Source organism: Herbaspirillum sp. SJZ107, assembly GCF_006715485.1.
Classification (GTDB): domain Bacteria; phylum Pseudomonadota; class Gammaproteobacteria; order Burkholderiales; family Burkholderiaceae_D; genus Telluria.
On the sequence record NZ_VFNH01000001.1, the window covers coordinates 537,431 to 551,199 of the forward strand.

A 13,769-nucleotide genomic window follows, 5' to 3' on the forward strand; every position below is an offset into this window, starting at 1 on the left:
CTCACTGATCTTTACCCGGTCCTTTCGCCATGCAGTTCGCGGTACGCACCCTCGCTCCCGACATGAGCATCGCCAGCCTGACGGTCGATGCGCAGGATGAGGCGGACGCGCGGCGCCAGGTCGAAGCGCGCGGCCTCTACGTCAGCGCGATCGCCCCGGTGCGCGCGGCCGGCTTCCAGCGCGGCCGCGGCGGCAAGCTGTCGCTGGTGCTGTTCAGCCAGGAGCTGCTGGCGCTGCTCACCGCCGGCCTCGGCATCGTCGAAGGCCTGGAAGCGCTGCTCGAGAAGGAAAGCACGCCCGCCACGCGCGGCGTGCTGGAACGGCTGCTGGCCGGCCTGCGCGAGGGCAAGCGCTTTTCCGGCGTGCTGGCCGCCCAGCCGGAGCTGTTTCCGCCGCTGTACATCGGCATCGTGCGCGCCGCCGAAGGCACCAGCGACCTGCCGCGCGCGCTGGAGCGCTACATCGAATACCAGCAGCGCATCGACACGGTACGCGCCAAGATCGTCAGCGCCTCGATCTACCCGGCGATCCTGCTGCTGGTCGGCGGCGGCGTCTCGCTGTTCCTGATGTCGTATGTGGTGCCGCGCTTCGCCGAGGTCTACCAGGGCGCCGGCCGCAACCTGCCGTTCATGTCGCGCCTGATGCTGGACTGGGGCCAGTTCGTGGCCAGCCACACGGCCGGCCTGCTGGCCGGGATCGCCGTGGTCATGGGCACCCTGGTCTGGAGCATCCGGCGCGCCCTGAGGCGCGGCGGCATCGCACGCCTGCTGGCGCGCCTGCCGGGCATCGGCGAACGCGCCCGCATCTATGAACTGTCGCGCCTGTACCTGACGCTCGGCATGCTGAGCGAAGGTGGCATCACCATCGTCGGCGCGCTCGAGACCGTGCAGGGCATGGTGTCGCCGGCGATCGGGGCCGGCCTGCGCGCCGCCCGCACCGCGATCGAATCCGGGCAGCCGCTGTCGGACGCCTTCGAGGCCAACGGCCTGACCACGCCGATCTCGCTGCGCATGCTGCGCGTCGGCGAGCGCACCGGCGAGATGGGGCCGATGCTGACCCGCTCGGCCGCCTTCTACGACGGCGAGATCGGACGCTGGATCGACCGCTTCACGCGCACCTTCGAGCCGCTGCTGATGGCGGCCATCGGGCTGGTGGTCGGCGCCATCGTGGTGCTGTTATATATGCCGATCTTCGATCTGGCGGGAGACATGTCGTGAACGCCCCGAGTTTTGCCTTCGACGCGCCGCTGCTGGCGCGCGCCCGTGCCCAGAGCCGCCAGTCGCAGCGTTCGCTGGTGGATGAACTGCACGCGCTGTCGGGCCTGGAAGCGCGCCAGATCGTGCGCCAGCTGGCCGAGCCCTTCGGCCTGACGGTGATGGAAACGGTCGAGATGTTCGGCCAGCAGCCGGCCTTCGACCTGCTGCCGCTGGCGCAAGCGCTGGCACGCCAGTGCGCGCTGCTGCGCGATGCGGGAGGCGCGCTGACCGGCGTGATCGCCGACCCCTTCGACCTCGATCTGCAGAGCTGGCTGCAGGCGCGCGCCGGCAGCACCGCCGCCAGTCCGCTGCACCTGCGCCTGGCGCTGGCCGGCGACATCCAGGCCTACCTGGGCAAGCAGGAAGAATCGGCACGCGCGGTCGATACGCTGGGCGGGGAGGGGGCCAGCGAAGGCCGCCGCGACGGCAAGAGCGCCACCGTGCTGTCGTTCGCCAGCGTATCGGAAGCGGCCAGCCCGGCGGTCAAGGTGGTCAACTCGACTTTATACGATGCGCTCAAGGCCGGCGCCTCGGACATCCACCTGGAAAGCACCGCCGGCGGCCTGGCCGTGAAATACCGGGTGGACGGCGTGCTCGATCATGCGGCGACGGTCGGCGGCATCGAGCTGGCCGAGCACATCATCTCGCGCCTGAAAGTGCTGGCCGAACTCGACATCGCCGAACGGCGCGTGCCGCAGGACGGCAGCTTCCGCGTCGAGGCGGGCGGGCGCGACATCGACCTGCGCGTCTCGATCATGCCCAGCATCCACGGCGAGGATGCGGTCATCCGTATCCTCGACAAGCGCGCCATGATCGAGGCCTACGGCGCGCTGACGCTGGAAGCGCTCGGCTTCGACGCGCCCTCGCTGGTGACCCTGCGCCAGCTGGCCCAGGAAGCCTACGGCATGCTGCTGGTGACCGGGCCGACCGGCTCGGGCAAGACCACGACCCTGTACGCGGCCCTGACCGAGATCCACAACGGGCGCGAAAAGATCATCACCATCGAAGACCCGGTCGAGTACCAGCTGCCCGGCATCCTGCAGATCCCGGTGAACGAAAAGAAGGGGCTGACCTTCGCCAAGGGCCTGCGCTCGATCCTGCGCCACGACCCGGATAAGATCATGGTCGGCGAGATCCGCGACCGCGAGACCGCGGAAATCGCGGTGCAGTCGGCGCTGACGGGCCACCTGGTGCTGACCACGGTCCACGCCAACAACGTGTTCGACGTGTTCGGCCGCTTCACCCACATGGGCATCGACCCGTATGCCTTCGTCTCGGCCCTGAACGGCATCTGGGCCCAGCGCCTGATCCGCATGAATTGCCCGCACTGCGCGACGCCGTACGAACCCGACGCGGCCGAACTGGCCAGCGCCCACCTGGAAAGGAATGAGGTCATCGATTACCTGTTCATGCGCGGCGTCGGCTGCGGCGATTGCCGCGGCACCGGCTACAAAGGCCGCCGCTCGATCGCCGAGATCCTGACCCTGAACGACGAGATCCGCGAACTGATCGTCGACAAGCAGCCGATCCGCCGCATCAAGGCCGCCGCCGCCGCCAACGGCACGCGCAGCCTGCGCCTGGCGGCGCTCGACCTGGTCAAGCGCGGCGCCACCACGATCGAGGAAATCCGCAGGGTGACGCTGCATGCTTAACAAACTCGTACCGCGGCTGGGGCGCGGCCTGCGCATCGGCGTCGCCCCCGACGGCCTGGCACTGGTGCGTACCAGCCGCTGGCGCCACGAACGCGCGCTGCTGCTCGGCACCGTGCGCGCCGGCGGCGCCGATCCGGCATCGATCGGCGTTGCACTGAGCATGCTGCTGGGCGAGCACGCGACCGCCGGTTGGCCGGTGACGATGGTGCTGTCCGACGACCTGGTGCGCCTGTGGCAGGTGACGCCGCCGCCGGGCGCCGGCCGCATGGCCGACCTCGAAGGTGCGGCCGCGCTGCGCTACCAGGCGCTGTTCGGCACTTTTGTCGGGGGCTGGAAGATCAGCGCCGACTGGAGCGCGTCGCAGCCCTTCCTGGCCGCCGCCGTGCCGCTGCCGCTGCTGGAAGTGCTGCAGGGGGCGGCGCGCAGCCACCGTTTCCACCTGGTCGAAGTGGTGCCGCAGTTCGTGGCCGCCCTCAACCAGTTCCGCAAGCTGCACCGCCCCGGCGCCTGGTTCGGCGTGGTGCACGGCGGCGTGCTGAGCGTGGCCGCCTTCGACGGCAGGCAGCTGGCCGCGGTGCGCACTTCGCCGATCCCGGCCGGGGCCGACCGCGACTGGCTGGAAAGCCACGTGGCGCGCGAGGCGCTGCGCGTCGGCCTGGGGCGGCCGGAACGGCTGCAGGTGTGCGGTCCGGCGCCCAAGGGCTGGGCCAGCAGTGCCGGCCGCCTGAAATTCGCCTGCACCCTGTTCGAGGACGAGACCGATCCGCTGTGGCCGGACAGCGCGCGCCTGGCGCTGAGCGGGAGGGCGCCATGAGGAAGGTGCGCATCGATTTTGCCCCGCCCGGCCTGCGCCGCACCCTGCACCGGGTGCCGCCGAATGCCTGGGCACTGGTGCCGGCGGCGCTGGTGCTGGTCTTCAGCGTGGTGTCGGGCGGGCTGAAATACCGCGACCAGCTGGATGCCATCGCGCGCCTGCGCGCGCAGTCGCAGGTGCAGACGGCGCAGGCGCAGGGACAGCAACGGCAGGCCGCGCCGGTACGCGCCGTGCCGGAAGCGCAGGCGAATGCGGTGAATGCCGCCGTGCAGCAGCTGAACCTGCCATGGCGCGGCCTGCACGATGCGATCCAGGCCGCCACGCCGGCCAGCGTCGCGCTGCTGGCGCTGGAGCCGGACGCGAAGAAGAACAGCGTGCGCATCACCGCCGAAGCCAAAAGCAGCGACGACATGCTCGGCTACGTCGCGCGCCTGCAGGACGTCGACTGGTTCGGCACCGTCGCGCTGGTGCGCCACGAGATCAACGACCAGGATCCGAACCGGCCGATCCGCTTCCAGATCGACGCCCAGTGGAAGGCCGCGCCATGAACGGACTCGCTTTCGCCAACCTGGTCTTGCGGCTGCGCCTGCTGGCGCTGCGCGCCGGTCCGGTCACGCTGGGCGCCATCGCCGTCGTGCTGCTGTCATTGGGCGCGGCGGCCTGGTTCCTGTTCATGCTGCCGCAGCTGGAACATGAGCGCGAGACGCTGACCGAACAGGCGCGCCAGGCCAGGCGCCAGGCATCGGCTGTACCCGCGGCGCTGCCGGCGGTGGTGCCGGTCGCCGCCGCCCCGCTCGACAACCTGGATGCCTTTTATGGCGCGCTGGGCCAGCGCCGCTACGCCGAGCAGCAGCTCAAGACCCTGTTCGGGCTGGCCGCGAAGAGCGGGCTGGTATTGAACCAGGGCGAATACAAGAGCGCCCGCGACCGCAACGCGCGCGTCAACACCTACCAGGTCAATCTGCCGGTAAAGGGCAGCTATGCGGCGATCTGGCAGTTTTCGCTGGCGGCGCTGCGCGCGATCCCGTACGCCTCGCTGGACGACATCAGCTTCCGCCGCGACAACATCGGCGACCCGACGGTCGAGGCGCGCCTGCGCTTCACGCTGTACCTGGCCGACGACGGCGCCCGGAGCGCACCATGACGGCGCTGAAGGCGATGAAGCCGCGCCACATGCTGCTGGGCGCCGCGCTGCTGGGCGCGGCGGCGCTGGTGCTGTTCGGCGACCGCGCCCCGGACGACGGGGTGGCCGAGGCGGTGGTGCGGCCGGCGGCGGCACCGACTGCTGCCGTCTCTGCCACTGCAGCGCCGCCGGCGGCGGTACTGGTGCCCACGGCCGACCCGAAACGCGCGGACACCGGCAAGCGCCAGCCGATCCTGGCGCTGGTGCCGCGCGACGTGCTGATCGCCGATAACGACAGCGGCTTCGGCCAGGTCCCGAACGGCGCCGTGTTCGGCAGCCAGAGCTGGGTGCCGCCGCCACCGCCGCCAACGGCCGCGCAGGCGGCCCCGCCGCCGCCGCCGCCGATGGCGCCGCCGCTGCCGTTCACCTTCATCGGCAAATCGGTCGGCGACGGCGTCTGGGAAGTCTACCTGGCGCGCGGCGACCGCACCTATACGGCGCGCACCAACGAGGTCATCGACGGCACCTACCGCGTGGATGCGATCGCGCCGCCGATCCTGAGACTGACTTACCTGCCGCTGAACCAGGTTCAGCAGCTCAATATTGGAGTGTTCGAGTGATCCGTCCTTTGATCCGATTGTCATCCCGGATGCTGATCCCGGCGGCCGTGGCCATGCTGCTCGCCGGCTGCGCCGCCCAGCAGGCCTACCGCGAGGGCAACGAGCTGGTGGCGCAGGACAAGGTCGAAGCCGGCCTGGTCAAGTACCAGGAAGCGCTGGCGGCCGATCCCGGCAACGTCACCTACAAGGCGGCCTGGCTGCGCGCGCGCGACAACGCCACCAACCGCCTGCTGACCCAGGCCGAGCGCGAACTGGCGGCCGGCCAGCCGGTCGTGGCGCTGCAGGACTTCCAGCGCGTGCTGGCCATCGATCCGGTCAACGACCGCGCGCGCGCCGGCCTGCGCCTGGTCGACGCCGACCGCCGCCAGGCCGCGCTGCTGGAAGAAGCCCAGGCCGCGGTCGAGCGCAAGGATTACGAGACCGCGCGCCAGCGCCTGGGCGCGATCCTGACCGAGCGTCCGACGCATGAAGCGGCGCGCCAGCTGCTGGCCGAGGTCAACGAAAAGGCCTCGCCGGCACCGGGCGAAGCCGCGCTGTCGGCCGCTTTCCGTACCCCGATCAGCCTGGAATTCCGCGACGCCCCGATCAAGCAGATCTTCGAAGTCATCGCCCGCCACTCGGGCCTGAACTTCCTGTTCGACAAGGACGTCCGCACCGACCAGCGCGCCTCGGTCTTCCTCAAGAATTCGACCGTGGAAGCGGCGGTGTACTACCTCCTGATGAGCAACCAGCTCGAGCGCCAGGTCATGGACGGCAACACCATCCTGATCTACCCGAACGTGGCGGCCAAGCAGAAGGAATACCAGGAGATGACGGTCAAGACCTTCTACCTGGCCAACGCCGACGCCAAGGCGGTCTCGAACACTCTGAAGACCATCCTCAAGTCGCGCGACATCGTGATCGACGAAAAGCTGAACCTGGTGATCCTGCGCGACAGCCCGGAAGCGATCAAGCTGGCGACCCAGCTGGTGGCGCTGCAGGACGTGGCCGAGCCCGAGGTGATGCTCGACGTCGAGGTGCTCGAAGTGCAGCGCAGCCGCCTGCTCGACCTCGGCGTCGACTGGCCGACCAGCCTGGCCTTTGCGCCGCTGACCACGTCCACCGGCGGGGCCTTGACGATCGACCAGCTGCGCAACCTCAACGGCAGCAACATCGGCGTCAGTGGCATATCGGGCGTGGTCACGGCCAAGAAGACCGACAGCGATTCCAACACGCTGGCCAACCCGCGCATCCGCGTGCGCAACAAGGAAAAGGCCAAGGTCGTGATCGGCGACAAGCTGCCGACCATCACCACCACGATCTCGTCGGGCGTGGGCGGCTTCGCCTCGGAATCGGTGAACTACGTCGACGTCGGCCTGACCCTGAACGTGGAGCCGACCGTCTACCTGAACAGCGAAGTCGGGATTCGCATCTCGCTCGAGGTCAGCAACCTGGTCGACACCATCAAGACCAGCAGCGGCACCACGGCCTACCGCATCGGCACCCGTTCGGCCTCCACCATGCTGCAGCTGAAGGATGGCGAGAACCAGGTGCTGGCGGGCCTGATCAAGGCCGAAGACCGCAGCAGCGGCAGCCACCTGCCGGGCGTCGGCGACGTGCCGCTGCTGGGCCGCCTGTTCGGCAGCAAGCAGGATTCGCGCGACAAGACCGAGGTGGTGCTGTCGATCACGCCGCACCTGATCCGCAACATCCAGCGTCCGGCGGCATCGACCTCCGAGTTCAGCGCCGGTACCGAGTCGAGCTTCCGGCGCCGCCCGGATACCGCCGTGCGGGCGGTGGCGGTGCTGCCGGGCGCGGCCGGGGCACGGCCGGCGGCCGGCCAGCCGGCAGCCTTGCCGGCGCCGCAGCCGGGCCAGGTACCGTTACAGCAAGCGGTGCAGCAGCCGGGCGCGATGGTGCCGGCGACCAGCGTCAGCGCCGGCGGTCCGCCGCCGGCCGCGGCGCCATCGGTGCCCGCGACCTCGCTGCCGCCGACGCCGGGCGTGCAGGTCAATCCGCTGCCGGCGCCGGCCATTGCGCCGCTGCCGGCTGCGCCGGCATCCGCGCCGGCAAGCGCACCCGCAGCGGCTCCCGCGATGAATCCAGCGGCGGCCGGCGCCAGATGATGTCCCGGCGCGCGCGCGGCTTCACGCTGATCGAGCTGCTGGTCACGCTGGCGATCCTGGCGCTGCTCGGCGCCATGGTGGTGCCGGTCGGCCAGACCGTGGTCCAGCGCCGCAACGAGGCGGCGCTGCGCACGGCGCTGCGCGAGATCCGCAGCGGCATCGATGCCTACAAGCGCGCCGCCGACGAAGGCCGCATCGCCAAGGCGGCCGGCGCCACCGGCTACCCGGCCAAGCTGGAATTGCTGGTGGACGGCGTGGTCGACCTGCGCAGCCCGAAAAAGGCCAAGATCTTTTTTCTGCGGCGCCTGCCGCGCGATCCGTTCAACGGCAACCCGGAATTGTCCGACGCCCAGACCTGGGGCAAGCGCAGCTACGCCAGCGAAGCCAGCGAGCCGCGCGAAGGCGACGACGTCTACGACGTGGTCTCGACCTCGGGCAAGGTCGGCCTGAACGGCATTCCCTACAGCCGGTGGTGAGCATGCATAAGAAGCGTTCTTCTCGCGGATTCACCCTGATCGAACTGCTGGTGGTGCTGGGCATCGTCGCCCTGCTGCTGACGCTGGCCGTGCCGCGCTACTTCCCGAGCGTCGACGCGGCCAAGGAAACCATCCTGGCCGACAACCTGCGCAACACGCGCGCCGTGATCGACCAGTACCACGCCGACACCGGGCGCTATCCGGACTCGCTGGAGCAGCTGGTCGAGAAAAAATACTTGCCGGCGCTGCCGGTCGACCCGATCGCCGACAGCGACAGCAAATGGGTCATCGTGCCGCCCGAGGACACCGATGCCGGCGCGGTGTACAGCATCCGCAGCAGTGCCGAAGGCAAGGGGCGCAACGGCAAGCCGTTCGCGGAGTGGTAGATGCGCCGGCGTGTATTCGCGCAGGGTGAGGGCGGCTTCACCTACGTCGGCCTGATCGTGCTGGTGGCGATCATCGGCCTGGTCGGCGCCGCCACGCTCAAGGTGGACGCGCTGCTGCGCCGTGCCGCCGCCGAGGAAGAACTGCTCGAGATCGGCGCCGCCTTCAGCCAGGCGCTGAAAAGCTATGCCGAGGCGACGCCGCGTGGCCAGCCGACCTATCCGCCGTCGCTGCAGGAATTGCTGAAGGACCCGCGCTCGCCCGCCATCCGGCGCCACCTGCGCAAGATCTTCGTCGACCCGATGACGGGCAAGGCCGAGTGGGGCATCGTCCACGCCGGCAGCGATACCGGGGTGCTGGCGGTGTACAGCCTGTCGAAGGCGAAGCCGCTGAAGGTGGCCAACTTCGATGCGCGCTTTGCCAACCTGGAGAACCGCCAGCACATCTTCGAATGGAAGTTCGCGGCGCTGGGGCAGGGTGTGGGACAGCCGGGACAGCCGGGGCAGCCGGGGCAGAATCCGGCAGGAACGCCGCAGCCGGGGATCGCGCAGGCGCCGGCGCCCGGGCAGGTGTCGCTGTTTCCGCAGAAGGGTGCGCCGCAGCCGGCACCGGTGCCGGCCGCCGCACCTGTCGATGCGCCAGCGAATGTGCCTGTGAATGCGCCTGTCACGGATGAGGCGCCGGCGGCAGAGTCGCCCGGATCGGGCGGCGACAGGGAAGACGAGTCGCGCGACGGCCAGCGCGAGCCGCGCGACGAGAACGAGCCGCCGGCGGGCGGCACCGGCTGAGCGCCCGGCGGACGCCCGGCGCCGGCTTATTTGGCGCGGCGCATGAACTGGCTCGGCCGGAACCCGAGTCCCAGCAGCACCGCGAAATACACGGCGGCGCTGGCGCCGATGATCAGGAGCAGGGCGCCCAGGCGCAGGAACGGGTGGGCGCGCAGCGCGGTCCAGTCGAGCTGGGCCTGGCTGAACCAGGCCACGGCGCCCATCACGGCCACGGCCAGTACGACCTTCAGGAAGAAGCCCAGCCAGCCGGCATGCGGCGCGTAGATGCCGCGGCGGCGCAGGCCGGTGTACAGGAACACCGCGTTGATGCAGGCACCGAGGCCGATCGACAGCGCCAGCCCGGCCACGCCCAGCACCGGCACGAAGATCGCATTCATCAGCTGGGTCGCGACCAGCACGCCGATCGCGATGCGCACCGGCGTGCGGATGTCCTGGCGCGCATAGAAGGCCGGGGCCAGGATCTTGACCAGGATGATGCCGAGCAGGCCGGCGGCGTAGGCCATCAGCGGGGCGGTGGCGGCGATCACGCTGTTGGCGTCGAAGGCGCCGTAGTTGAACAGGGTGGCGATCAATGGTTCGGACAGCGCCGCCAGGCCCACAGCCGCCGGCAGGGCCAGCAGGAAGGTCAGGCGCAGGCCCCAGTCGAGCAGGGCCGAGTATTCGGCCGTATCGCCGTCGGCGTTCGCCTTGGACAGGCTGGGCAGCAGCACGGTGCCGAGCGCCACGCCCAGCATCCCGGTCGGAAATTCCATCAGGCGGTCCGCATACTGCAGCACCGAGACCGCGCCGTGGCCCAGGCGCGAAGCGATGTTGGTGTTGATGAGCAGGCTGATCTGGGCAGCCGACACCGCGAACACGGCCGGTCCCATCTTCTTGAGGATGCGCCGCACGCCCGGATCGCCGAGGCCGGCCAGCGGGTTGAACGACAGGCGCGGCAGCATGCCGTGGCGCTTCAGCGCCGGGATCTGGATCGCCACCTGCAGCACGCCGCCGACCATCACCGCCACCGCCATCGAATAGATCGGCACGTCGAAGTACTGGACCAGGAACAGCGAGAAGAAGATCGAGGACAGATTCCACAGCACCGGCGTGAAGGCCGGGATCTTGAATTCGCGCCAGGTATTCAGCACGGCGCCGGCCAGCACCACGAAGGACATGCACAGGATGTAGGGGAACATCAGGCGCGTCATCACCACGCCGGCATCGAAGGCATCGCCTTTCAGGCCGCCGGCGATTGCCATCAGGATGTAGGGCGCGCCGAGGACGCCGATCACGCTGATCACCAGGGTCGCCCAGACCAGGGTGTTGGCGACGTGGTCGACCAGTTTCTTGGTGGCGGCGTCGCCCTGCCTGGTCTTGTATTCGGCCAGGATCGGCACGAAGGCTTGCGAGAACGCGCCTTCGCCGAACAGGCGGCGCAGCAGGTTGGGCAGGCGAAAGGCGATGTAGAAGGCGTCGGTGTAGGGCGAGGCGCCGAAGGCGCGGGCAAACAGCGAATCGCGCAACAGGCCGGTGACGCGGGACACCATCGTCATGCTCGAGATGGCTGCCAGGGTTCGAAGTAGGTTCATAGCCCGCGATTATAGCTGGGCTATTGCTCCTGGAAATCGAATTTGCGTGCGCGGAACGAACGCGGCGCCGCCGATTATCGAAATGAGAATTGCCCTCCAATGAATCCTTCGCTATAATCGAGGGCTGTATTGAATTCAGTTAGCAGACACACGTTTGGCAGGCACTGGAATGGGCCGGTTCGAGACGTGTTTGCAACGCAACTTGACCCCGAATAGGAAATTCCATGGCAAATACCGCACAAGCGCGCAAGCGCGCTCGTCAAGCAGTTAAGCAAAACGCTCAGAACTCGTCGCAGCGTTCGACCCTGCGTACCGCAATCAAGGCAGTCCGCAAGGCCATCCAGGCTGGCGACAAGGCCGCTGCTACCACCATCTTCCAGCAATCCGTGTCGACCATCGACAGCATCGCTGACAAGAAGATCATCCACAAGAACAAGGCCGCTCGCCACAAGAGCCGCCTGGCTGCCGCCATCAAGGGCCTGTCGGCTTAAATCCGGCACCGCGCGGCCTCAGCCGCGCCCTTGAAGCAGCAAAAAACCCGCCCGACCTTTGGTCCGGCGGGTTTTTGTTTTTTTACGTAAAAAAAGGCAGGCGCGCGGCCTGCCCCGGTTGGCGCGCTGCGTGCGCCGGCTTATTTGCCGGTGGTCGGTGCCGGCGTGGCCGCACTGGCATCGCTCTCTGCAGCTTTCTTGGCTTTCTTGGACTTTTTGGTCTTCTTTGCAGGCGCGGCGGCCGGGTCGGCGCTGGCCGAGGCGGTCGGGGCGGAGCCGGATGCAGGCGCAGCGGCTTGCGGGGCGGCGAACACGGAAACGGCGAACAGGGAAGCAACCAGACCAGCGATGAGTTTGGACATTTCGGGTTCCTTTTCGTGGAGAGTGATTCACGAAGGTGAATCTGGTCCCTTAACGGCGCCTCTTATTTTCCGGTTGACAGTGTTTTTACCGAAAAATTCAAACACTCCTTTTCGGGCCGCCAATGGCCGCGGCCGGTACTTCCATCCATTCACCCGGCATCAAGGGATGCGTTGCCAGCGCAAACGGCCCGATGCTTGCGCGCACCAGGCGCAGCGTCGGCAGCCCGACCGCGGCCGTCATGCGCCGCACCTGGCGGTTCTTGCCTTCTTCCAGCGTGATCGCGAGCCAGCTGGTCGGCTTGTCCTGGCGCATCCGGATCGGCGGGTTGCGCGGCCACAGCCATGCCGGTTCGGCGATCTGCACCGCGCGGCAGGGCTTGGTAACGAAATCGCCCAGGTCGAGCGGCGCCTGCAGGCGCGCCAGCGCGGCTGCGTCCGCAACGCCGTCCACCTGCACCAGGTAGGTCTTGGCTTCCTTGTGGTCCGGATGGGCGATCTGGTGCTGCAGGCGGCCGTCGTCGGTGAGCAGCATCAGGCCTTCGCTGTCGGCGTCGAGGCGGCCGGCCGGATAGATGCCGGGGATGTCCAGATAGTCGGCGAGGCATTCCCTGTCCGGCTCGCGCGAGAACTGGCAAAGCACCTGAAAGGGTTTATTGAATAAGATGAGCGGCATGTTCGGTGCTGGTGCATAATGTAAAACTGCATCTTGTGTCTAAGACAAGATATCGGCGGCAGCCGCTATTGTAATCGGAGGAGGCGATGAGCCAACATATCGAAGTCCCTGGCGACGGCCAGAAAATCACCGTCAACGCCGACGGCACCCTGAACGTGCCCGACCAGCCCATCATTCCGTTCATCGAAGGCGACGGCGTCGGCGTCGACGTGACCCCGGTGATGCGCAAGGTGGTCGATGCCGCGGTGGCCAAGGCGTATGACGGCGAACGCAGGATCCACTGGATGGAAATCTATGCCGGCGACAAGGCGACCCGCCTGTACGGTCCCGAGACCGCGCTGCCGGCGGAAACCCTGGCCGCGGTGAAGGACTACGTGGTCTCGATCAAGGGACCGCTGACCACGCCGGTCGGCGGCGGCATCCGTTCTCTCAACGTGACGCTGCGCCAGCAACTCGACCTGTACGTCTGCGAGCGCCCGGTGCGCTACTACCGTGGCGTGCCGTCGCCGCTGCGCGAGCCGGAAAAGACCGACATGGTCGTGTTCCGCGAGAATTCCGAAGACATCTACGCCGGCATCGAATGGGCGGCGGAGTCGGAAGGCGCACGCAAGATCATCGCCTTCCTGACGGACGAGATGGGCGTCAAGAAGCTGCGTTTTCCGGAGACCTCGGCGATCGGCATCAAGCCGGTGTCGCGCGAAGGGACCGAGCGCCTGGTGCGCAAGGCGATCCAGTATGCGATCGACTTCGACAAGCCCTCGGTCACCATCGTCCACAAGGGCAACATCATGAAGTACACCGAGGGTGGCTTCCGCGACTGGGCGTATGCGCTGGCGCAGAAGGAATTCGGCGCCGAACTGGTCGACGGCGGCCCGTGGTGCAAGGTGCGCAACCCGAAGACGGGGCGCGACATCATGATCAAGGATTCGATCACCGACGCTTTCCTGCAACAAGTGCTGATGCGTCCCGCCGAGTACAGCGTCATCGCTACCATGAACCTGAACGGCGACTACATCTCGGACGCGGTCGCGGCCCAGGTCGGCGGCATCGGCATTGCGCCGGGCGCCAACATGTCGGATTCGGTGGCGATGTTCGAAGCCACCCACGGTACCGCGCCGAAATACGCGGGCAAGGATTATGTGAACCCGGGATCGCTGATCCTGTCGGCCGAGATGATGCTGCGTCACATGGGCTGGAGCGAAGCGGCCGACCTGATCATCAGCTCGATGGAAGCGACGATCCTGTCCAAGCGGGTAACCTACGACTTCGCGCGTTTGATGGAAGGTGCCAAGCAGGTGTCGTGCTCGGGCTTCGGCGATGCGATGATCGACGACATGAACGGCGTGAAGGAACCGTCCTTTATTATATAGAGGGGTCGGCGGCGGGGGAGGCGCGCGGCGGCGAGGATGCCGCGCTGCCATAAAAAAACCCCGCCGCGGCGGGGCTTTTGCTTC

At 68.1% G+C, this 13,769-nt stretch carries 15 protein-coding genes; 12 read left to right on the forward strand and 3 right to left on the reverse strand.

Annotation, left to right across the window (positions count from 1 at the left end; translation table 11 throughout):
* Positions 1-29: 29 nt before the first annotated feature.
* The 10 genes from FBX97_RS02405 to FBX97_RS29455 are packed head-to-tail and all read left to right on the forward strand — an operon-like array spanning position 30 to position 9,218.
* The gene (locus FBX97_RS02405) at positions 30-1,217 is read left to right on the forward strand and encodes a type II secretion system F family protein (protein ID WP_141828652.1); all 1,188 of its coding nucleotides are present in this window, start codon (positions 30-32) and stop codon (positions 1,215-1,217) included.
* Positions 1,214-2,908, forward strand: coding sequence for a GspE/PulE family protein (locus tag FBX97_RS02410; RefSeq protein WP_141828653.1), 1,695 nt, complete (start codon positions 1,214-1,216; stop codon positions 2,906-2,908). The genes FBX97_RS02405 and FBX97_RS02410 overlap by 4 nt, the downstream gene beginning before the upstream one ends.
* Complete coding sequence (locus tag FBX97_RS02415; protein WP_255517261.1) at positions 2,901-3,722, forward strand: hypothetical protein; 822 nt, start codon at positions 2,901-2,903, stop codon at positions 3,720-3,722. Before FBX97_RS02410 ends, FBX97_RS02415 begins: the two co-directional genes overlap by 8 nt.
* Positions 3,719-4,270 (forward strand): PilN domain-containing protein, encoded by a 552-nt coding sequence (locus FBX97_RS02420; RefSeq protein ID WP_141828654.1) that lies wholly within the window; start codon positions 3,719-3,721, stop codon positions 4,268-4,270. Before FBX97_RS02415 ends, FBX97_RS02420 begins: the two co-directional genes overlap by 4 nt.
* Entirely contained in the window at positions 4,267-4,866 is a 600-nt protein-coding gene (locus tag FBX97_RS02425; protein WP_141828655.1) for a hypothetical protein, read from the forward strand. The genes FBX97_RS02420 and FBX97_RS02425 overlap by 4 nt, the downstream gene beginning before the upstream one ends.
* Positions 4,863-5,465, forward strand: a complete 603-nt coding sequence (locus FBX97_RS02430) for a hypothetical protein (RefSeq protein WP_141828656.1) — start codon at positions 4,863-4,865, stop codon at positions 5,463-5,465. The genes FBX97_RS02425 and FBX97_RS02430 overlap by 4 nt, the downstream gene beginning before the upstream one ends.
* Positions 5,462-7,570: a secretin N-terminal domain-containing protein gene (locus tag FBX97_RS02435; RefSeq protein ID WP_370457119.1), complete on the forward strand. Its 2,109-nt coding sequence runs from the start codon at positions 5,462-5,464 to the stop codon at positions 7,568-7,570. Before FBX97_RS02430 ends, FBX97_RS02435 begins: the two co-directional genes overlap by 4 nt.
* Positions 7,567-8,046 (forward strand): type II secretion system protein, encoded by a 480-nt coding sequence (locus FBX97_RS02440; RefSeq protein ID WP_370457120.1) that lies wholly within the window; start codon positions 7,567-7,569, stop codon positions 8,044-8,046. The genes FBX97_RS02435 and FBX97_RS02440 overlap by 4 nt, the downstream gene beginning before the upstream one ends.
* A gap of 2 nt (positions 8,047-8,048) precedes the next feature.
* Entirely contained in the window at positions 8,049-8,432 is a 384-nt protein-coding gene (locus FBX97_RS02445; protein WP_141828657.1) for a type II secretion system protein, read from the forward strand.
* Positions 8,433-9,218 carry a type II secretion system protein gene (locus FBX97_RS29455; RefSeq protein WP_185748444.1) on the forward strand — a complete coding sequence of 262 codons (786 nt, stop codon included), beginning with the start codon at positions 8,433-8,435 and terminating at the stop codon, positions 9,216-9,218.
* A gap of 26 nt (positions 9,219-9,244) precedes the next feature.
* On the opposite strand, the gene murJ is transcribed toward FBX97_RS29455, so the two are convergent.
* Positions 9,245-10,789, reverse strand: a complete 1,545-nt coding sequence (murJ, locus tag FBX97_RS02455) for a murein biosynthesis integral membrane protein MurJ (protein ID WP_141828658.1) — start codon at positions 10,787-10,789, stop codon at positions 9,245-9,247.
* A gap of 224 nt (positions 10,790-11,013) precedes the next feature.
* On the opposite strand from murJ, the gene rpsT reads away from it, so the two are divergent.
* Positions 11,014-11,280 carry a 30S ribosomal protein S20 gene (gene rpsT, locus FBX97_RS02460; RefSeq protein ID WP_141828659.1) on the forward strand — a complete coding sequence of 89 codons (267 nt, stop codon included), beginning with the start codon at positions 11,014-11,016 and terminating at the stop codon, positions 11,278-11,280.
* Positions 11,281-11,420: 140 nt separating this feature from the next.
* Here the strand turns inward: rpsT and FBX97_RS02465 are convergent, their stop codons facing one another.
* A complete protein-coding gene (locus FBX97_RS02465; RefSeq protein WP_141828660.1) occupies positions 11,421-11,642 on the reverse strand; it encodes a hypothetical protein in 222 nt (73 codons plus the stop codon).
* A gap of 97 nt (positions 11,643-11,739) precedes the next feature.
* Positions 11,740-12,315, reverse strand: coding sequence for a pseudouridine synthase (locus FBX97_RS02470; RefSeq protein ID WP_141828661.1), 576 nt, complete (start codon positions 12,313-12,315; stop codon positions 11,740-11,742).
* Between the two features lie 86 nt (positions 12,316-12,401).
* Here FBX97_RS02470 and icd point away from each other — a divergent pair, with 86 nt between their 5' ends.
* Positions 12,402-13,685, forward strand: a complete 1,284-nt coding sequence (gene icd, locus FBX97_RS02475) for an NADP-dependent isocitrate dehydrogenase (RefSeq protein ID WP_141828662.1) — start codon at positions 12,402-12,404, stop codon at positions 13,683-13,685.
* The last annotated feature ends 84 nt before the right edge of the window (positions 13,686-13,769 follow it).